This is a genomic window from Pseudomonas sp. TE3911, assembly GCF_054062775.1.
Genome location: NZ_JBSSFP010000001.1, coordinates 1,198,745 through 1,217,113 on the forward strand (window position 1 = coordinate 1,198,745; position 18,369 = coordinate 1,217,113).

Consider the following 18,369-nt stretch of genomic DNA (forward strand, 5'->3'; position numbering starts at 1 on the left):
ACCGACGATGAATTTCAATTGGGATGTGTTCTGGCAGTACCTGCTCCAGCCCAGTGGGGTGTACCTCACCGGGCTGTGGCTGACCTGCCTGATCAGCATATTGGCGATGCTGCTGGGCTGTGCGCTGGGGTTGGCGGCGGCGCTGTTGCGCCTGTCGAAGAATCCGCTGCTGCACCTGCCGGTGCGCTTTTACGTGTGGTTGATGCGCGGCACACCGTTGCTGGTGCAGATCGTGTTTTTGTACACCGCACTGGCGGCTGGCGGGATTTTCCGCTTCGAAGACATCGAGCTGTTCGGCCTGATCGTTCCCGGCAATATCCAGGCAGCCATCATTGCACTGGGCCTCAACGAAGGTGCGTACATGGCCGAGATCATCCGCGCCGGTATCGGCGCGGTGGACAAAGGCCAATACGAAGCGGGGCGTTCCCTGGGTATGGGCTTTGCCAAACTGATGCGGCGCATCGTGCTGCCCCAGGCGTTCCGCGTGATCGTGCCGCCGTTGGGCAATGAGTTCAACGTCATGCTCAAGAACACCACCCTAGTCAGCGTGATCGGCGTGCAGGAACTCTTGCTTAGCACGCAGATGATCACCTCGGCGACCTTCCGCGTGTTCGAGCTGTACCTGGTGGTCGCCCTGTATTTCCTGACGCTGACCACCCTGTGGGGCTTCTTCCAGCGCTGGCTCGAAAATCGCTTCGGCCAGTCCGATCGACCTTCCTCGCCACCGCCGGCCGCCAGCCGTATGTTCGGTCGCAGCACCCTGAAATTGCTGAGGGGACGTTAACCATGGCGCACCAAAGTGAAGAGCTGATCATTGAGGCTTTGGATGTTCAGAAGTCGTTCGGCGAGTTGCAGATTCTCAAGGGTATCTCTCTGCAAGTGCGGCGGGGCGAAGTGGTGGTGCTGATCGGCGCCTCCGGCTCTGGCAAGACCACCTTTATCCGCTGCATCAACCTGCTCGAAGATATCCAGGGCGGACGCATTCGTGTCAACGGCCGCGCCATGGGCTATCGCGAACGCAGCGACGGCAGCCTGGTACGCGATTCGGAGCGCAACATCGCCCGTCAGCGCCGGGACATCGGCATGGTGTTCCAACGCTTCAACCTGTTCCCCCATATGACTGCGCTGGAAAATATCATCGAGGCGCCGATCCAGGTGCTCGGCACCCCGCGTGCCCAGGCGCTGGAACAGGCGCGCGGCTTGCTGGCGCGGGTCGGCCTGGCCGACAAAGCCAACCATTACCCGTCAATGCTCTCCGGCGGCCAGCAGCAAAGGGTAGCGATTGCCCGCGCGCTGGCGATGAAGCCCCAGGCCATGTTGTTCGACGAACCCACCAGTGCCCTCGACCCGGAAACCGTCGGCGAGGTCTTGCAGGTGATGAAGGAACTGGCGGAGGAGGGCATGACCATGGTGGTGGTCACCCATGAAATGGGGTTTGCCCGTGAAGTGGCCGACCGCGTGGTGGTGCTCGATCAGGGCGAGCTCATCGAGCAGGGGCCGCCGGAACAGATCTTCAGCCACCCCAGCCATCCGCGTACCCGGGCCTTTCTCAGTCGCGTGTTATGACCCTTTTTTGAAGAGCGTTTGCCATGTTGAAATTTTCTCCTCACGAGTACCCCTATCCGTCGCAACGCCAGAGCGTGTTTGCCCGTCGCGGCATGGTCGCCGCGTCGCAACCCCTGGCCGCCCAGGCCGGTATCGAAGTCATGCAAAAAGGCGGCAACGCCATCGACGCCGCCATCGCCACAGCCGCCGCCCTGACGGTGGTAGAGCCCACCGGTTGCGGCCTGGGCGGCGATGCGTTTGCCCTGGTCTGGTGCAAGGGCCAGTTGCACGGCCTGAACGGCAACGGCCACGCGCCGGCGGCCTTGAGTATTGAGGCGGTCAAGGCCGCCGGGCATGAACAGATGCCCCTGTATGGCTGGACCCCAGTCACGGTACCGGGTTGCCCGTCGGCGTGGGCTGAGTTGTCGCAACGCTTCGGCAAGTTGCCGTTCGCCGAGTTGCTGCAACCGGCGATTTCCTTGGCGCGGGAAGGCTTTGCGCTGTCGCCGGTGGTCGCCCATCAATGGCAGATCTCCATGAACGAATTCAGCCCGCACCGTGACGAAGTGCTGGACGCGTGGTTCGATACCTTCCTGATCGACGGTCGCGCGCCACGCGCCGGTGAGATCTTCCGTAACACGGCCCAGGCCCGCACCTTGGAAGAACTGGCCGCTACCTGCTGCGAAAGCCTCTATCGCGGCGCGCTGGCCGAGCGCCTTGACGCCCACTCGCGCGCCAGTGGAGGCTACCTGCGCGCCAGCGACCTCAAGGATTACCGCGCGCAGTGGGTGGAGCCGATCCATATCAACTACCGCGGCGTGGATGTCTGGGAAATTCCGCCCAGCGGCCAGGGCCTGGTGGCGTTGATGGCGCTGAAAATCCTTGAAGGCTTCACCTTCGATCACCGCGACAGCCAGCAGACCTGGCATCGCCAACTGGAGGCGATGAAACTTGCCTACAGCGATGGGCTGCACTACATCACCGACCCCGCGCACATGCGCGTGGCGGTGGCCGACCTGCTCAGCGACGACTACAGCAGCCGCCGCCGTGGCCAGATCAGCGAGCAGGCGCAGCCGCCCAAACCCGGCGACCCCCACGCCAGCGGCACGGTGTACCTGGCCACGGCGGACGCCGAAGGCAATATGGTCTCGTTTATCCAGAGCAACTACCACGGCTTCGGCTCCGGCGTTGTGTTGCCCGACAGCGGCATTGCGCTGCAGAACCGTGGGCAGGAATTCAGCCTCGACCCGGCCCATGCCAACCACCTGGCACCGGGCAAGAAGACCTTTCACACCATCATCCCCGGCTTCCTCACCCAGGACGGCCAGGCACTCGGCCCGTTCGGCGTGATGGGGGGGTATATGCAGCCCCAGGGTCATGTGCAGATGGTGATGAACCTGGTGGACTTCGGCCTCAACCCCCAGGCCGCGCTGGATGCGCCGCGCTGGCAATGGCTGGGTGACATGAAGGTCGGCATCGAACACGGCGCCTCGCGGGGCCTGGTCAATGCACTGGCGCGGCGTGGTCATACCGTGCAGACCGACAGCGACCTGACCGATTACGGGCGCGGGCAGATTATCCTGCGTGACCCGGTCAGCGGCGTGTTGTGTGGCGGCACCGAACCACGTGCGGATTCCCATATCGCGGTGTGGTAGGGCGCAGCATGCCCGGCCGCTGCGTGGCGACGGAACCCTTCGACATCACCGGAAACATCGGCGACAGGTGAATCAAAAAAACCATGAGACGCTCCATTTCTGCATGCTGAAGGAGTTGGGATAGTATTGAGGCCCTGGTCGTCATTGGTCTCTGAGTCGAGGCTGTTTTCGATAAAATTTCTCACCCCGTCGAGCACGCACCGAATGGCCAAACCCGCTTCTTACACGCTGGACCTGGACGGCTTCGACTGGTCCATCCTGGCCCTGGTGCAGCGCGACAACGCCTTGCCCCTGCGTACTCTCGCCGAGAAGGTCAACCTCTCCACCGCCGCCGTGCAACGCCGCATCAAGCGCTTGGAAGAGGGTGGAGTGATCATCGCGAATGTGGCCCTGGTGGACCCGGTGAAGGCCGGCAAGCCGATCACCATCATTGCCGAGGTTTCCGTCGAACGTACCAGCATCGACGCGCTGTCGACGACCAAGGCCAGCTTCTCCGTGCCCCAGGTGCAGCAGTGTTATTACGTCACCGGCGAAGCGGATTTCGTGCTGGTGCTGAACGTTGCCAGCATGCAGGAATACCAGGATCTCGCCGCCCGGCTGTTCGCCGAGAACCCCAACGTGAAGTGGTTCAAGACATTGGTGGCGCTGGATCGCGTCAAGGTAGGGCTGGAAGTGCCCATTGGCTAAAAAATAACTCTCGAAGCCTGTCCCCTTTTTTTACCTCGCCTGTCATTCCAGGCAAGTGAACAAAATCGAGAGCTTCCTCCAATGTCCGCAGTCCTACCCTTGCGTTTGCGCCCGTTGCTCAAACTGAGCCTGATGCTGAGCCTCAGCGCCAGCCCATTGTTTGTGCCTACAAGCTTTGCCGAAGACGCCGCGGCGCGTCGCAGCTATCAGGTGCCGGCCGGCAGCCTGAGCGCAGCGTTGACCCGTTTTGCCGGGTTGTCGGGCGTCAACCTGTCAGTGGATCCCGCGCTGGTCAGCGGGCGCAGCAGCAGTGGTTTATCCGGCGAGTACGGCGTGGAGGAGGGCTTCGCGCGCTTGCTGCAAGGCTCCGGCCTGCAACTGCAACCCATGGGCGAGCAGGCCTACATGTTGGTGCCAGCGCCGGACGGCGGCACCCTGGAACTGGCGCCGACCTCTATCCTCGGCACCACCGGCCTGTACGACGGCGATACTTACGCCGGTGGCCAAGTGGCGCGCCGTGGTTCCCAAGGTTTGCTGGGCACGCGGGACTTCATGGAAACACCGTTCAGCATGACCACCTACACCGCCGATGCGGTGAAGAATCAGCAGGCGCGCACCCTCGGCGACCTGATCAACAGCGACCCCTCGGTACGCGCCACCAACCCGGCCGGTGGGCGTTATGAGCAGTTCACCATTCGTGGCTTCAGCCTGTTCAACAGTGATGTGTCGTACAACGGCCTCTATGGCGTATTGCCGACCTACACCATCGACATGGAAATGGCCGACCGCGTCGACATCTTCAAAGGTCCGACCCAACTGATCAACGGCATCTCGCCGCGCGGCAGTGTGGGCGGCGGCATCAACGTGGTGCCTAAGCGCGCCACCGACAAAGACATCACCTCGTTTACCGGCACCTGGGCCTCGGATAGCCAAGCCGGTGGCGCGGTGGACGTGGGCCGGCGCTTTGGCGAGGACAACAAGTTCGGCTTGCGTTTCAACGGCGTGAAGCAGTCCGGCGACACCGAATGGGATCACCAGAGTGTCGACCGCGAGATGGCCGTGCTGGGACTGGATTTCCGGGGCGAGCGCCTGCGGTTGTCCACCGATATTGGCCGCACCGAACGGGATACCGATGCGCCCCAGGAACGTGTGCAGGTAGCGCCCGCCGCGCCGGTACCGAGCGCCAACGATGTGCGCCGCAATTACGCGCAATCCTGGAGCAAGGCCCGCACCAAGGACACCTTCGGCACTGTGAATGCCGAATATGACCTGAGCGATTCGGTGATGCTCTACGGCGGTGTAGGCGCGCGTAAAAGTAATCACGAGTTCCTGCGCCATGCGGTGTCGGTGAGCAATGCGGCCGGTGACTTCCGCGTGCAGCCCCGGGATTTCACCCGTGATGAAAACGTGCGAACGGCCACGGCGGGTGTACGCAATTGGTTCCATACCGGGCCGGTGAGTCATGAGGTCAACCTGGCACTCAGCGACTTCTATATGGACTTCACTAACGGTGGCGCGCGTTATCCAGAAGGCACGAGCAATCTCTACAACCCTGTGCAAACCCCGACGCCGTCTACGGCCACGCGCCAGGATGCGAAGGTCTACACCGAAAACCGTTTCAGCGGCGTGGCCCTGTCTGACACCCTGGGCTTCTTCGAAGACCGCTTGTTGCTGACCCTTGGCGCGCGCTGGCAGCGGGTGAAAGTCGACGACTGGAGCGATGGGGTCAAAGGCAAAACCAACTACGACGAAGAAAAACTCTCGCCATCCGGTGGCTTGCTGTTCAAGGCCACCGACAAACTGTCGCTGTACGCCAACTACATGGAAGGCTTGAGCCAAGGCAAGATCGCGCCGTCCACGTCGCGCAACGAAGACGAGATCTTCCCGCCGTTTGTCAGTCGCCAGGTGGAAGTGGGCGCCAAGTACGACGCCGGTGCCTTCGGCGTGACGGCCGCCGTGTTCCGCATCAAGCAACCGGCCTACGAGACCAACGCCACGTCGAGGCTGTTCGGGCCTAACGGCAAGCGCGAAAACTCCGGTGCGGAACTGAGTGTGTTCGGCGAGCCGCTCAAGGGTGTGCGCCTGCTCGGCGGCGTGATGTACATCGACAGCAAACTCAAGGACACCACCAACGGCACCTACGACGGCAACCGCGCGCCGGCCACGCCCAAGTACAACGTCAACGTTGGTGCCGAATGGGACGTGCCGATGCTCGAAGGCCTGACCCTGACCAGCCGTGGCATCCACTCCAGCTCGCAGTACCTGGACCAGTCCAACGTCAAGGAAATCGACGCCTGGAACCGTATCGACGTGGGTGCCCGGTATGGGTTCAAGGTCGACGACAAGCACATCACCCTGCGGGCAAATGTGGAGAACATCGCCGATAAACGCTATTGGAGCTCGGCGGGTGCGTCGGATGACAGCGAGCCGGGGCTGACCCTGTCGACACCGCGCACCTATCTGCTCTCTGCCACCGTCGACTTCTAGAGGCCGATCAAATGGGGGAGGGGCAAGTCCCCTCCCACAAATGAGAATGTTTTTTGATCACGCCGCGCTGATATGGAATAGTACCCGCCGTTTTCCCCAGCCGGTCCAGCCGGGGTGTTTTAACGCCGAGGTCCCTTCATGCAACTGTTGCGCTCCATCCCCATCCTTGCTGCCTGCCTGCTGGCGTTCTCTTCAAGCCTGTTAAGTGCTGCCCCCATCGATCTCAACGACGGCCAGCACGCTGTGCATCTGCCCGATGCGCCCAAGCGTGTGGTGGTGCTGGAGTTCTCCTTTCTCGATAGCCTCGCCGCCGTTGACGTAACCCCCGTCGGTGCAGCGGATGATGGCGACGCCAACCGCGTTTTGCCCCGTGTGCGCCAGGCCATCGGCCAATGGACGTCAGTGGGCCTGCGTTCGCAGCCGAGTATCGAGGAAATCGCCCGGCTCAAGCCGGACTTGATCGTCGCCGACCTCAATCGCCATCAAGCGCTGTACAGCGACTTGGCCAGCATCGCGCCAACCTTGTTGCTGCCTTCGCGCGGTGAGGACTATGAGGGCAGCCTCAAGTCCGCCGAGCTGATCGGTAAAGCCTTGGGCAAAAGCCCGCAGATGGAAGCGCGCATCGCCCAGAACCGCGCGAACCTGACAAAAATTGCCCAACAGATTCCCGCCGGTGCCAGCGTGCTGTTCGGTGTCGCCCGCGAAGACAGCTTTTCGGTGCACGGCCCGGATTCGTACGCCGGGAGCGTGCTCCAAGCCATCGGCCTGAAAGTGCCTTCGGTGCGCGCCAATGCCGCCCCCACCGAATTCGTCAGCCTGGAACAACTGCTGGCCCTTGACCCCGGTTGGTTGCTGGTCGGCCATTACCGTCGCCCGAGCATCGTCGACACGTGGAGCAAGCAGCCACTCTGGCAAGTGCTCGGTGCCGTGCGTAACAAGCATGTGGCCGAAGTGGATGGCGACAGCTGGGCGCGCAACCGTGGCGTGCTCGCTTCGGAGCAGATCGCCGAAGACGCCTTGGCGATTCTCAAGGGCGGCAACGCCGTACTGAGCCAATAAACATGGCGCGTAGTCTCGCGGCGGCGGGCATTGTGCTGCTCGGCGCCGTGCTGTTCTGGTTGTCGTTGTACAGCTGGTCACCGTTCACCCTGACTGCGACAGATGCCTGGAATGGCTTGGTTCATCAAGGTGCTGTCGGCGGCAATATGGCTTATATCGTTGCCCAATTGCGGGTGCCGCGCGCGGTGTGTGCGGCGCTGGTGGGTGCTTGCCTGGGCCTTGCCGGGGCACTGATGCAAGGCATCACCCGTAACCGCCTGGCCTCGCCGTCGTTATTTGGCGTGACGGCGGGAGCGGCGTTGGGGCTGGCGTTGTTTTCGACAGGATTGGTTGCACCGCCGTTTGCCGGTGGCGCCTTGCTGATGACCTGCATCGGTGGCGCGTTGGCCTGGGTCACGGTGTTCAGCCTCGGTGGCGCCTGGTCGCCGACCACGGCCCAAGGTCGCTTGGTATTGGCCGGCGTGGCGGTGGCGGCGTTGTGCGCTGCCTTGACCCGGCTCACGGTGATTCTGGTGGAGGCTCAGGCACAAAGCGTATTGAACTGGCTGGCCGGCTCCCTCGCCAATGTGGGCGCTGCCCAAGTGCAACTGCTGTGGCCGTGCACCTTGATCGGTGGCCTGTGGGCGCTGTGGTGTGCGCCACGCCTGAACCTGATCAACCTTGGCGAAGACGCCGCCCGCTCGTTGGGCGTGGGCATCACCAGCCTGCGCTTGCAAGTGTTCATTGCCAGCCTGTTGCTGGTGGGCGCCAGTGTCTGCGCGGTGGGGCCGATTGGTTTTGTCGGCTTGATTGCGCCGAATATCCTGCGCCAGTTTCTCGGCAATGATTACCGCTGGCTGATCCCGCTGAGTGCGGCGTTGGGCGCGGTGATCGTGCTCGGCGCCGACCTGCTCAGCCGCGCCGTGGCCTTTCCGGTGGAAACCCCGGCCGGTGTAGTCACGGCGCTGATCGGCGCACCGTTCTTTCTGTTTCTTGCCAGGCGCGCCCTATGATCCGCCCACGTTTTCGCCTGTGGTTGCTGCTCGGCCTGTTGCTGCTGGCGACCTTCGTCAGCCTCAGCGCCGGCACGTTGTGGCTCAAGCCCGCGACCGTCTTCGATCGCCTGCTGGCCCATGACGCCCTCGACTTCGAAGTGTGGAACCACCGCCTGCCGCGCAGCCTGATCGCCATCCTCGCAGGCGCAGCCTTCGGCTTGGCCGGTGCGATCGTGCAAGGCGTGATCCGCAACCCGCTGGCCTCGCCGGAAATCCTCGGCGTGACCCAAGGCGCGGGGTTGGCGCTGACCGTGGCGATCATCAGTTGGCCGCACCTGCCGATTGCCTGGCTGCCGTTGGTGGCCTGCCTGGGCGGTGCCGGCGGCGCTTTGCTGCTGGCGTTGTACAACACCGGCGTGAGTTTTTCCGGTGTGCGCTTCGCGCTGTCCGGGGTGGCGATTGCGGTGACCTTGTCCAGCGTCACCGAGTTTCTGATCCTGTCCCATCCGCTGGATATCAACACCGCGCTGCTCGCGCTCACCGGCAGCCTGTGGAGCCGCAACTGGCACCATGTGGCGCTGGTGTTGCCGTTCCTGCTGCTGATCCCGTTGGGGCTATGCCTGGCCAAACCGCTGAACCTGATCGCCCTCGGTGATGAAGCGGCCCACAGCCTGGGTACCGCATTGAGTCGCACGCGCTGGCTGGCGATGGCTTGCGCGGTGCTGCTCACCAGCCTGGGCGTAGGCGTGATCGGGCCGATTGGGTTTATCGGTCTGGTCGCACCGCACATGGCGCGGCGGCTGGTGGGCGGGCATCACCAGTACCTGCTGCCGGCGGCGATGCTGGTCGGCGCGCTGTTGCTGGTGCTGGCCGACACCCTCGGGCGCACGTTGATCGCGCCCAGCGAAATCCCCGCCGGGGTGCTGACGGCGGTGATTGGCGCACCGTATTTTCTTTGGTTGCTGGCACGGTTCAAGGGTTGATGACATGAGTATTCTCCAGGCCCGCGAGCTTGATATCGGCTACGGCGGCACACGCATCGTGCAGGGGCTTTCGTTTGCGCCACCGGTGGGAAAAGTCACCGCGCTGATCGGGCCCAACGGCTGCGGCAAGTCCACGTTGCTCAAGGCCTTTGCGCGCATTCTCAAACCTACGCAGGGTGAACTGACGCTCGACGGCCAGCCTTACAGCGCCTTGTCCGCCCGCCAGCTGGCACGGCAGATCGCGTTTCTGCCCCAGGTATTGCCGGTGCCGGAAGGCGTCAGCGTGCGCCAGTTGGTTGCCTACGGCCGCAGTCCTCACAACTCATTGTGGGGACGCCTCAGCGGCAGCGATCAATCCCAGGTAAACCAGGCCCTGCAGCGCCTGGAACTGGACAACCTGGCCGACCGCGCCCTGGCGGATCTGTCCGGTGGCCAGCGCCAACGCGCGTGGCTGGCGATGGTGCTGGCGCAGAACGCGCCGGTGGTATTGCTGGATGAACCGACGACCTATCTCGACATCAGTCATCAGGTCGAACTCATGGACTTGATGTGCGAACTGGCCGCCGAAGGCAAGACCGTGATCACCGTGCTCCACGACATCAACCAGGCGTGCCGCTATGCCGATCATTTGGCGGTGATGCACGGCGGTCATCTGGTCGCCGATGGCGCGCCGGGGCAGGTGATCAGTGCGCAGTTGATGCGGGAGGTCTTTGAGGTGCAGGTGCAGATCATCAATGAGCCGGTTTCCGGTACGCCGATGTGCGTCGTGGAAAAAAGCACCCGCACTCAAGCCTGACGCGTTAAAAATGTGGGAGGGGGCTTGCTCCCGATAGCGCTGAGTCAGTACAAGCTGTTCCAACTGAAGCACCGCCATCGGGAGCAAGCCCCCTCCCACATATTGATCTCCAGGGGGGCAGTTACTTAGCTTTAACTTTACGCATTCACGATCAACACATTGCCGGACTGGAATCCACTCAACTGTGGGAGGGGGCTTGCTCCCGATGGCGGTGCAACAGTCAAAACATCAAATGACTGACACACCGCCATCGGGAGCAAGCCCCCTCCCACATGTTGATCTTCAGGGGGTCAGTTACTGAGCTTTAACTTTACGCATTCACGATCAACACATTGCCGGACTGGAATCCACTCAACTGTGGGAGGGGGCTTGCTCCCGATGGCGGTGCAACAGTCAAAACATCAAGTGACTGACACCCCGCCATCGGGAGCAAGCCCCCTCCCACATGTTGATCTTCAGGGGGTCAGTTACTGAGCTTTAACTTTACGCATTCACGATCAACACATTGCCGGACTGGAATCCACTCAACTGTGGGAGGGGGCTTGCTCCCGATGGCGGTGCAACAGTCAAAACATCAAGTGACTGACACCCCGCCATCGGGAGCAAGCCCCCTCCCACATTTTGATCTTCAGGGGGTCAGTTACTTAGTTTTATCTTTACGCATTCACGATCAACACATTGCTGGACTGGAATCCACTCAACTGTGGGAGGGGGCTTGTTCCCGATTGCAGTGCAACAGCCAAAACATCAAGTGACTGACACACCGCCATCGGGAGCAAGCCCCCTCCCACATATTGATCTCCAGGGGGTCAGTTACTTAGCTTTAACTTTACGCATTCACGATCAACACATTGCCGGACTGGAATCCACTCAACTGTGGGAGGGGGCTTGTTCCCGATTGCAGTGCAACAGTCAAAACATCAAGTGACTGAAACACCGCCATCGGGAGCAAGCCCCCTCCCACATGTTGATCTTCAGGGGGGCAGTTACTTAGCTTTATCTTTACGCATTCACGATCAACACATTGCCGGACTGGAATCCACTCAACTGTGGGAGGGGGCTTGCTCCCGATAGCGGTGCAACAGCCAAAACATCAAGTGACTGACACACCGCCATCGGGAGCAAGCCCCCTCCCACATATTGATCTTCAGGGGGTCAGTTACTTAGCTTTAACTTTACGCATTCACGGTCAACACATTGCCGGATTGGAATCCACTCAACTGTGGGAGGGGGCTTGCTCCCGATGGCGGTGCAACAGTCAAAACATCAAGTGACTGACTCAGCGCTATCGGGTGCAAGCCCCCTCCCACATGTTGATCTTCAGGGGGGCAGTTACTTAGTTTTATCTTTACGCATTCACGATCAACACATTGCCGGACTGGAATCCACTCAACTGTGGGAGGGGGCTTGCTCCCGATGGCGGTGCAACAGTCAAAACATCAAGTGACTGACACCCCGCCATCGGGAGCAAGCCCCCTCCCACATTTTGATCTTTAGGGGGGCAGTTACTTAGCTTTATCTTTACGCATTCACGATCAACACATTGCCGGACTGGAATCCACTCAACTGTGGGAGGGGGCTTGCTCCCGATGGCGGTGCAACAGTCAAAACATCAAGTGACTGACACACCGCCATCGGGAGCAAACCCCCTCTCACATTTTGATTTCAGTGGACTTCGGATTTCCACACGGCCTGCTTCACCTCAATCGCCTTGGGCAACAACCGGTTCTGGAAAAACAAATCCGCCGTCGCTTGCTGCGCCTGAATAATCCCCTCATCAATCGGCAAAATCGGCGATGGCGGGCGGTTATCCATATAGCGGGCGATCACGTCACCGGGCAGGCCCATGAAGGCTGTCAGTACCTTCAAACTGTCCTCACGCTGGCTGCGGGTCAGTGCTTCGGCGTTGGTCAACTCACCCAGCAGATCATGGATAAATCCACCGTTGGCCTGGGCATATTCACGCCGCGCGGTGTACACCGGTCCCGACAACCCCAAGCCTTCACCATTGGCCAGCACATGGCTGGGGCTCTGGCTCAAGGCGAGGGACGAGTAGGGCTCCCAGATCGCCCAGGCATCCACGCTGCCTTGTTCGAACGCCGCGCGGGCATCGGCGGGCGGCAGGTACACCGGCTGGATGTCCTTGTAGCTAAGGCCCGCTTTGTTCAGCGCGCGCAGGATCAGGTTGTGGGAGCTGGAGCCTTTCTGGAAGGCAACTTTCTTGCCTTTCAAATCCGCCACCGAATGCAGTGGGCTGTCATTGCGCACCAGTATGGTTTCGGCGCTGGGCTTGGGCGGCTCGGCGCCGATATACACCAAGTCGGCGCCCGCCGCCTGGGCGAACAGCGGCGGGATGTCGCCGGTGGAGCCCACATCCAGTGCGCCCACGTTGAGCGCTTCAAGCATCTGCGGGCCGGCGGGGAATTCGATCCACTTCACATCCGTCTGCGGGAAGCGTTTTTCCAACAGGCCATGTTCCTTGGCCAGGACCAAAGCGATGGAGCCTTTCTGGTAGCCGATGCGCAGGGTGTCCGGCTCGGCCGCCCACGCGGTTTGGGTCATCAGTAAGGCCAACAACAGTGCCGGGATCTTCATGCCGGAGTCTCCTTGAAGCGATTTTCCGGGCGCGCCAAACCGAGGTTTTCCCGCAAGGTCGTGCCGGTGTATTCGGTGCGCAACAGGCCACGCCGTTGCAGTTCAGGCACCACCCACTGGGCGAAATCCTCCAGCCCACCGGGCAGATGAGGCACCAGGATATTGAAACCATCCGCCGCGCCGTTTTCGAACCAGTTTTGCAGCTCATCGGCAATCTGCGCGGGCGTGCCGATCAGGCTGTAATGCCCGCGACCACCGGCGATGCGCCGCCCCAGCTGTCCCAGGGTCAACTGTTCGCGATGAGCCAAATCACTGAGCAATTGCTGACGGCTCCGTTGCCCGCTGTCGGTCAATGGCAGCTCCGGCAACGGCCCATCCAGTGGGTACCCTGACAGGTCGAAATTGCCCAGCATGCGCCCCAGCAAGGCAACGCCGACTTCGGGCTCCACGAGATCCTGGAATGTCTCGAATTTTGCCTGGGCCTCGGCCTCGGTGTGCCCGACCACCACAAACACGCCGGGCATGATTTTCAGCGAATCCGGCTGACGTCCATACCCGTCCAGGCGCCCTTTGAGATCAGCATAAAATGCCTGGGCATTGGCCAGCGAAGTCTGTGCGGTAAACACCACCTCGGCGGTCTGTGCCGCCAAATCGCGGCCCGTTTCCGAAGAGCCCGCCTGCACGATCACCGGCTGGCCTTGAGGCGAGCGCGCCACGTTCAGCGGGCCTTTGACCCGGAAGTGTTCGCCCACATGATCGAGCACATGCCGCTTCGTCGGCTCGTAGTAGGTGCCGCTGGCTTTGTCGCGCACGAAGGCGTCGTCTTCCCAGCTGTCCCAAAGGCCCGTCACCACCTTATGAAACTCGCGGGCGCGGCTGTAGCGCTCGGCATGGCCCACGTGTTCATCGCGGCCGAAATTTTGCGCCTCTGCAGCAGCGTCCGACGTCACCAGGTTCCAACCCGCCCCGCCCCCCAGACAGGTGATCCAGCGAGGCGAATTTGCGCGCCACATGGTAGGGCTCGTTGTAGGTGGTGGTCGCCGTGGCAATCAGGCCGATATGCTCCGTCACCGCACTCAACGCCGAGAGCAGGGTCAGCGGCTCGAAATGATCCGATCGCGCCATATGGCTGGCGATCTCGCCCGTGGGCGCGGCAATGCTGTCGGCTACGAACAGTGCATCGAACCTGGCCGCTTCGGCCACCCGCGCCAAGTGTTTGTACTGGGCGAAATCCAGCCCGGCATTTGCCGGTACGTCCGGATGGCGCCACGCGGCCACATGGTGCCCGGTGGCCATGAGAAAGGCGCCGAGTTTCAGCTGACGGCTCATGTTAGAAATCCTTGCGCAGTTGCACGCCGAAGTAACGTTCATCGTCACGAGGTACGGCGCGGTAGATGTAGTTGCCGCCACTGGCCAGCAATGGCGAGTAGGACTTGTCGGCGAGGTTTTTGGCCAGCAGCGCCACGCGCCAGCCATTGCTGTAGTCCGCCAGGGCCACGCTGGCGTTCCAGATGCCGTAGGCGCCTTGTTTGGTGTCGAGGTTTTGGCTGATGTCGTACTGCACTTCGCTCTGCCAGCTGTAGTCGGTGCCCAGTTCGATATCCAGGCCGTTATCGAGTGGGATGGTGTAGTCGGCGCGTACGTAACTTTTCCAGTCCGGGCTGTAGGGCAGCGGCTTGCCGTTGACGTTGCAGGTGGCCGCCGCGCCCGCCGGGCAGGCGAATTCGTCGATGCGTGCACGGGTGTAGGCCAGGGCGCCGGAGAGCTTGAGTTGCTGGGTGGCCTGCAAGGCGTAATCGAGTTCGACGCCTTCGGTGCTGACGCTGCCGGCGTTGATCAGGCGGGTCACCACTTGGCCGGCGACCGAGTCGAAAAAGTTGGCCTGGTAGTTGTCGTAGTCGCTGTGGAAAACCGCCAGGTTGGTGGTCAGTCGGTTGTTCCAGGCCGTGGCCTTGATCCCGGCTTCCCAGGTGTTGGAGGTTTCCGGCTTGAGCGCATCGGTATCGCGCGGCTGCATGTTGAAGAACACGTTGTAGGCCGGGCCTTTGTAGCCGCGCGAGTAGGTCAGGTAGCTGGTGATGTTATCGGTCAGGTCGTACTGCACGCCGAGGCGCCCGGACCAGCCATCTTCGTCCACTGAACCCGAGCTGGACGTGGCCGGTTGAATCCCACTGACGGTGGTGGCCGAGGTGGATACGCGGCGGTGATCGTATTTCAAGTCGTCATGGGTGTAGCGCAGGCCCGCGATCCCGCGAAAGCGCGAGGTGAAGTTGAGCGTGGTCTCGCCGAACACCGCGTAGCTGTCGCTGGTGGTGCTGTAGTCGGCGACGCCACGGTCGGTGCGCGTGGTGGTGGTGAGCGTGCGCTGGTAAGTCTCTTCGTCCTTGCCATGCATGTAGAACAGGCCGCCGACGTACTCCAGGAATTCACCCTTGGGCGAGGCCAGGCGCAACTCTTGAGAGTACTGGTCGAAGGCCAGCTCACCCTTGTCGGCAGTGCCGGGAAACGCGGCGGTCACGCTGCCGAGGCGGTCGCCATCCTGGTATTGGGTGTTGTCCCAGCCGCGCCAGGCGGTGATTGAGGTCAGGGTGTAGTCGCCCAGGTTCCAGTCCAACTGGGCGGACAAACCTTTGTTGGTGTCCTCGACATGGCTGCGCGTATCGGTGTTGATGTCGCGGTTGTCGCTGGAGGCCCGCACCGGGCTCAAGGCGTTGCTGAATGCCGGGGTCAATGACTTACTGACCACACCATTCGGTGCATCGTCGTGAGACTGCATGTAGTCGGCGATCAGCGTCAGCGTCACGTCGTCGTTGGGGGTGAATTCCAACTTGCCGCGAATGCCTTTGTGGTTGTAACCGTTGACCTCCTGACCGTTGTGCTGGTTGTCGACGTTGCCGTCATAGCTGCCAAACAGCGTGCTGACCGAGCCTTTGAGCACGTCCGGCACCAGGCTGCCGCCGATGCCGAAACGGGTGCGGCTTTCATTGCCGCTGTAGTACGACTGGTCGATGTAGCCGTGGGTCTCGGCGGTGGGGGCCTTGCTGGTGATGTTGAGCACACCGGCCGAGGCGTTCTTGCCGAACAGCGTGCCTTGGGGGCCGCGCAGCACTTCGATGCGTTCCAGGTCCAGCAGGTCGAGGGTGGCCTGGCCGGGGCGCGCATAGACCACGCCGTCGATCACCGTGGCCACGGTCGGCTCCACGCCGGGGGAGGTGGAGATGGTACCCACGCCGCGTACGAATAATGAGGTGTCCTTGTTCGATGCGCCGGTACGGAAGTTCAGCGACGGCACCTGTTGCGCGATGCTCGCTACGCCGTTGCGGTTGTCGCGCTCCAGTTGCTCGCCATCGAGTACCGAGACCGCCACCGGGACTTTCTGCAGGGATTCTTCGCGGCGGGTGGCGGTGACGGTCACCGCTTCGAGGGTGGCTTGCGGCTCGTCGGCGGCAACGGCGACGCCTGCCGGAAGTGCGGTCAAACCGGCGAGGAATAACAAGTGAGTGTGTTTGTGCATGTTGTGCCCGCTCAAAAAAATGCCCTGGTCCGCTGCGGTTCTACGACCGTCAGCGCCTGTGAAACTGTCTTGGGCATTCGCTTGAGCGAGTAGCAGACAGCGCGCTTTGTTAGCGCTAACATCGGCATTATTGTTAGCTCTGCTTTAGAGCGTCAAATACTTAAAAATTAGCCTCATATTCTTTTTGGTTGTTAACAGGATTCTCCCGTGAGCGAAGAAAAACCGCGCAAGCGCCGTGGCGCCGGGCGTGTCACCTTGAATACCGTGGCGCGCCAGGCTGGCGTGTCGGCTATTACCGTGTCGCGTTATTTCAACCAGCCGGAACAGGTGTCCCCAGAACGCCGCGAACGCATTGCCCAAGTAGTCGCCGAGCTGGGTTACGTGCCCAACCTGGTGGCCGGCGGATTGGCGTCGGCGCGTGGGCGGATCGTGGCGATGGTGATCCCGAACATTTCCGGACCGATTTTTGCCAATACCATTCAGGGGTTCAGCGATACCCTCAGTCGCCATGGCTACCAACTGTTGCTGGCGTCGAGTTACTTCAGCGCTGAGCAAGAAGAAAGCGCGGTGCGGGCGTTTCTGGGTTGGTCGCCAGCGGCGCTGGTGCTGACCAGTCGCTTCCACAGTGCGGCGACCGAAAAGATGATTGCCGACGCGGACATTCCGGTGGTGGAAACCTGGGACTACGTGCCCGAGCGCGCACCGGTACAGATCGGCTTTTCCCACTACCAGGTCGGCGTCAGCGCCGCGCGTTACCTGCATGGCAAGGGCTATCGGCGCATGGCCTTCGTGCAGAACAGCGTGGCGGGTGACTTCAGCGCCCATGAGCGTGGGGAAGGATTTGCGGCAACCCTGGTCGAGCTGGGCGTGCAGCCCCAGGTGTTCGTCCCGGACGCCGGCCGCGCACCGTTCGAGGCGGGCAAGCAGGCCATGGAGGCGCTGATGAGCCACGCCATCCCACCGGAGGCGATCTTCTTCGCCAATGACAACCTGGCCGCCGGTGGCCTGCTGGCCGGGCAGCGTTCCGGATTGAAGTGCGCGGTGCTCGGGTTCGGTGATTACCCGTTTGCAGAAATGCTGCTGCCGAGCCTGAGCACCATCAAACCGCCGGCGCTTGAGATTGGTGTGCTGGCGGCGACGCGGGTCCTGGAAAGCCTGGGGGTCTTACCGGTTGCGGAGGACGTCCAGCGGCTGAATTTCTTGCAATGTCAGTTGATCGCGCGTGAGAGTGCCTGACACAACCGGGCGCTACTCACGCGGGCTCGTATGCTTATGTGCCGGTCCGACGAGTTGCCTTCGGGTAGGCCTTGTTTGCCCAGGCGATATCGCCTGGGCTGAGCATCGAGTTTCTTGAGTGGAAGGTATTACTCGTCGTCAACGCGGGGTTGATCGCGTAGTGCATGGCTGAGTCTTCGTCATACGGCAGAAAATCATAGGCAGCGCTGCGCGGCAGGGGCAGCAAGTTGGCTTGCTGGTAGTGATGGGGTATATGCCGGTCAAGTTTGGCCAGGTCCCACGGGATATTCGCGTCAGGATGCTGATGGGCATGCCGGGCGCCGAGCATGTGGCCGAATTCGTGCAACACGGTGTGGACGAATGAAGTCGACGAGTAGTCTATCGGCAGGTTCATGGTCGGCATTCCGGGGGAGACTTTTTGTGCATCGGTACCGACCATTGAGACCCCGGAACCTTGATGAATCGGCACCCCCGAGATGCGAACATCGCCTTCTTCCCCGCTGACGAATTCGAATTTGAGGTTGATATGGGGCAGCCACTCGCTGGCGGCCTGCTTGACCGCCTGCACATAAGGGTCGTCCATCTCGTAGTCATACATGGCGATTTTGAGGGTACTGTGCTGCGGCCAGTATTTATCGGGCTCACCCACATCGCGGCGACTTCGGGAGAGGCGTTCGGTCGGTTGAATGCTGTCGCCGTCCTTGGCGGGCGAGGGGGGTGGCGCGGGCAGCGGAGGCGTGAATAGTCTTGAAGCGATCATGGCGTCTTACTCGGGTTATCTGGGACAAGTCCGAGCATTGATTGGCATGGATTGCCCAGAGCGTTCCATTGAAACCCC

Annotated in this window: 13 protein-coding genes and 1 pseudogene; 10 read left to right on the forward strand and 4 right to left on the reverse strand. The window is 61.7% G+C overall.

Going from position 1 to position 18,369, the window contains the following annotated elements; all coding sequences use genetic code 11:
• Positions 1-7: 7 nt before the first annotated feature.
• The 9 genes from ACVWXD_RS05570 to fecE all read left to right on the forward strand — a co-directional run bounded on the left by ACVWXD_RS05570 (position 8) and on the right by fecE (position 10,186).
• Positions 8-784 carry an amino acid ABC transporter permease gene (locus tag ACVWXD_RS05570; protein ID WP_032886933.1) on the forward strand — a complete coding sequence of 259 codons (777 nt, stop codon included), beginning with the start codon at positions 8-10 and terminating at the stop codon, positions 782-784.
• Positions 785-786: 2 nt separating this feature from the next.
• The gene (locus tag ACVWXD_RS05575; RefSeq protein ID WP_095185598.1) at positions 787-1,566 is read left to right on the forward strand and encodes an amino acid ABC transporter ATP-binding protein; all 780 of its coding nucleotides are present in this window, start codon (positions 787-789) and stop codon (positions 1,564-1,566) included.
• A 23-nt stretch (positions 1,567-1,589) separates the two neighbouring features.
• Entirely contained in the window at positions 1,590-3,200 is a 1,611-nt protein-coding gene (locus ACVWXD_RS05580) for a gamma-glutamyltransferase family protein (protein WP_260366427.1), read from the forward strand.
• A 204-nt stretch (positions 3,201-3,404) separates the two neighbouring features.
• The gene (locus ACVWXD_RS05585; RefSeq protein ID WP_032886925.1) at positions 3,405-3,887 is read left to right on the forward strand and encodes an Lrp/AsnC family transcriptional regulator; all 483 of its coding nucleotides are present in this window, start codon (positions 3,405-3,407) and stop codon (positions 3,885-3,887) included.
• Positions 3,888-3,968: 81 nt separating this feature from the next.
• A complete protein-coding gene (locus ACVWXD_RS05590) occupies positions 3,969-6,374 on the forward strand; it encodes a TonB-dependent siderophore receptor (protein ID WP_457370762.1) in 2,406 nt (801 codons plus the stop codon).
• Positions 6,375-6,512: 138 nt separating this feature from the next.
• Positions 6,513-7,433, forward strand: coding sequence for a Fe(3+) dicitrate ABC transporter substrate-binding protein (locus ACVWXD_RS05595; RefSeq protein WP_032886920.1), 921 nt, complete (start codon positions 6,513-6,515; stop codon positions 7,431-7,433).
• Between the two features lie 2 nt (positions 7,434-7,435).
• A complete protein-coding gene (gene fecC, locus ACVWXD_RS05600; RefSeq protein WP_095185601.1) occupies positions 7,436-8,425 on the forward strand; it encodes an iron-dicitrate ABC transporter permease FecC in 990 nt (329 codons plus the stop codon).
• A complete protein-coding gene (locus tag ACVWXD_RS05605) occupies positions 8,422-9,390 on the forward strand; it encodes an iron chelate uptake ABC transporter family permease subunit (RefSeq protein ID WP_032886918.1) in 969 nt (322 codons plus the stop codon). Before fecC ends, ACVWXD_RS05605 begins: the two co-directional genes overlap by 4 nt.
• 4 nt (positions 9,391-9,394) lie before the next feature.
• Complete coding sequence (gene fecE, locus ACVWXD_RS05610) at positions 9,395-10,186, forward strand: Fe(3+) dicitrate ABC transporter ATP-binding protein FecE (protein ID WP_095185603.1); 792 nt, start codon at positions 9,395-9,397, stop codon at positions 10,184-10,186.
• Between the two features lie 1,665 nt (positions 10,187-11,851).
• On the opposite strand, the gene ACVWXD_RS05615 is transcribed toward fecE, so the two are convergent.
• From ACVWXD_RS05615 to ACVWXD_RS05625, 3 genes and pseudogenes are all read right to left on the reverse strand, one after another.
• Entirely contained in the window at positions 11,852-12,781 is a 930-nt protein-coding gene (locus tag ACVWXD_RS05615) for a sulfonate ABC transporter substrate-binding protein (RefSeq protein WP_032887227.1), read from the reverse strand.
• A pseudogene (locus ACVWXD_RS05620) lies at positions 12,778-14,110 on the reverse strand (LLM class flavin-dependent oxidoreductase). Before ACVWXD_RS05620 ends, ACVWXD_RS05615 begins: the two are co-directional and overlap by 4 nt.
• 1 nt (position 14,111) lies before the next feature.
• Positions 14,112-16,295 (reverse strand): TonB-dependent receptor, encoded by a 2,184-nt coding sequence (locus ACVWXD_RS05625; RefSeq protein WP_122752874.1) that lies wholly within the window; start codon positions 16,293-16,295, stop codon positions 14,112-14,114.
• A gap of 207 nt (positions 16,296-16,502) precedes the next feature.
• Here ACVWXD_RS05625 and ACVWXD_RS05630 point away from each other — a divergent pair, with 207 nt between their 5' ends.
• Positions 16,503-17,531 (forward strand): LacI family DNA-binding transcriptional regulator, encoded by a 1,029-nt coding sequence (locus tag ACVWXD_RS05630; protein ID WP_457370763.1) that lies wholly within the window; start codon positions 16,503-16,505, stop codon positions 17,529-17,531.
• 34 nt (positions 17,532-17,565) lie between these two features.
• On the opposite strand, the gene ACVWXD_RS05635 is transcribed toward ACVWXD_RS05630, so the two are convergent.
• A complete protein-coding gene (locus ACVWXD_RS05635) occupies positions 17,566-18,291 on the reverse strand; it encodes a M12 family metallopeptidase (RefSeq protein WP_401380198.1) in 726 nt (241 codons plus the stop codon).
• Between the last annotated feature and the right edge of the window lie 78 nt (positions 18,292-18,369).

Bases quoted from the DNA above. Each gene is read 5' to 3' on its own strand.
- ACVWXD_RS05570 (WP_032886933.1), top strand. From the start codon at position 8: ATGAATTTCAATTGGGATGTGTTCTGGCAGTACCTGCTCCAGCCCAGT.
- ACVWXD_RS05575 (WP_095185598.1), top strand. From the start codon at position 787: ATGGCGCACCAAAGTGAAGAGCTGATCATTGAGGCTTTGGATGTTCAG.
- ACVWXD_RS05580 (WP_260366427.1), top strand. From the start codon at position 1,590: ATGTTGAAATTTTCTCCTCACGAGTACCCCTATCCGTCGCAACGCCAG.
- ACVWXD_RS05585 (WP_032886925.1), top strand. From the start codon at position 3,405: ATGGCCAAACCCGCTTCTTACACGCTGGACCTGGACGGCTTCGACTGG.
- ACVWXD_RS05590 (WP_457370762.1), top strand. From the start codon at position 3,969: ATGTCCGCAGTCCTACCCTTGCGTTTGCGCCCGTTGCTCAAACTGAGC.
- ACVWXD_RS05595 (WP_032886920.1), top strand. From the start codon at position 6,513: ATGCAACTGTTGCGCTCCATCCCCATCCTTGCTGCCTGCCTGCTGGCG.
- fecC (WP_095185601.1), top strand. From the start codon at position 7,436: ATGGCGCGTAGTCTCGCGGCGGCGGGCATTGTGCTGCTCGGCGCCGTG.
- ACVWXD_RS05605 (WP_032886918.1), top strand. From the start codon at position 8,422: ATGATCCGCCCACGTTTTCGCCTGTGGTTGCTGCTCGGCCTGTTGCTG.
- fecE (WP_095185603.1), top strand. From the start codon at position 9,395: ATGAGTATTCTCCAGGCCCGCGAGCTTGATATCGGCTACGGCGGCACA.
- ACVWXD_RS05615 (WP_032887227.1), bottom strand. From the start codon at position 12,781: ATGAAGATCCCGGCACTGTTGTTGGCCTTACTGATGACCCAAACCGCG.
- ACVWXD_RS05625 (WP_122752874.1), bottom strand. From the start codon at position 16,295: ATGCACAAACACACTCACTTGTTATTCCTCGCCGGTTTGACCGCACTT.
- ACVWXD_RS05635 (WP_401380198.1), bottom strand. From the start codon at position 18,291: ATGATCGCTTCAAGACTATTCACGCCTCCGCTGCCCGCGCCACCCCCC.